The following is a 735-nucleotide window of genomic DNA, read 5'->3' on the forward strand; positions in this document are numbered from 1 at the left end:
ATATTCTTTCCTAAAGGTTAGCAAGGAATTTTCTGATCAACTTTGTAAGGTGTATGACCTGATGGAAGAGGAGTATCAAAGTCAAAATCATAGCCTACTGATCATAAAGTCTTTGTTAAAAGCCTTTCTACTGAATATTATCCGGGTTAAGGAGCATGAATTCACTATGCAGGATGTAAACCAGAAAAGGGTATTTGAGTTTATGCTTTTGTTAGAGGAGAATTACTTGCATATCAGAAACACAGACTTTTATGCCGATAAGATAGGAATCAGCACTAAACGCTTAAATCAGATATTGAAGGAAAAGCTACAAAAGACAGGGCTGCAATTAATTCATGATAGGGTAATTCTGGAGGCAAAACGACAGATTATACACAGTGATCATACACTTAAAGAAATAGCATATCTGCTTGATTTTAAGGAATATCCATACTTTAGCCGCTTTTTCAAACAACACACAGCTCTAACACCGGAACATTTTAAGAAACAGGCAAACAACCACATTGCTTTAAAGGCAAATACTTTGATATGATAAGGGAGACTTAGCAGGCTGAGTAATTGCAAGCACTTTTGAGGCTATTTTAGGAGTAGGCATTCAAATGTTTTTTGTCTATTCTAGCGATGCGCTGTAACACCTGAAAAGCTCTATGATGAAGCATTTTAAGATTACATGGAGAGTTAAATAGCCCTTGCTAAGTTCAGGAGGTGTGCATATTTCTTAAACATTTTTCTTTT

At 35.6% G+C, this 735-nt stretch carries 1 protein-coding gene; it reads left to right on the plus strand.

Features of this window, described 5'->3' with window-relative positions; genetic code table 11:
- Window positions 1-532, plus strand: a 532-nt coding sequence (locus tag ACFQ2O_RS21995) for a helix-turn-helix domain-containing protein (protein WP_377533128.1), incomplete at its 5' end; no start/stop codon positions are given.
- Window positions 533-735: the final 203 nt, after the last annotated feature.

The organism is Pontibacter rugosus (genome assembly GCF_042678745.1).
Classification (GTDB): Bacteria; Bacteroidota; Bacteroidia; order Cytophagales; family Hymenobacteraceae; genus Pontibacter; species Pontibacter rugosus.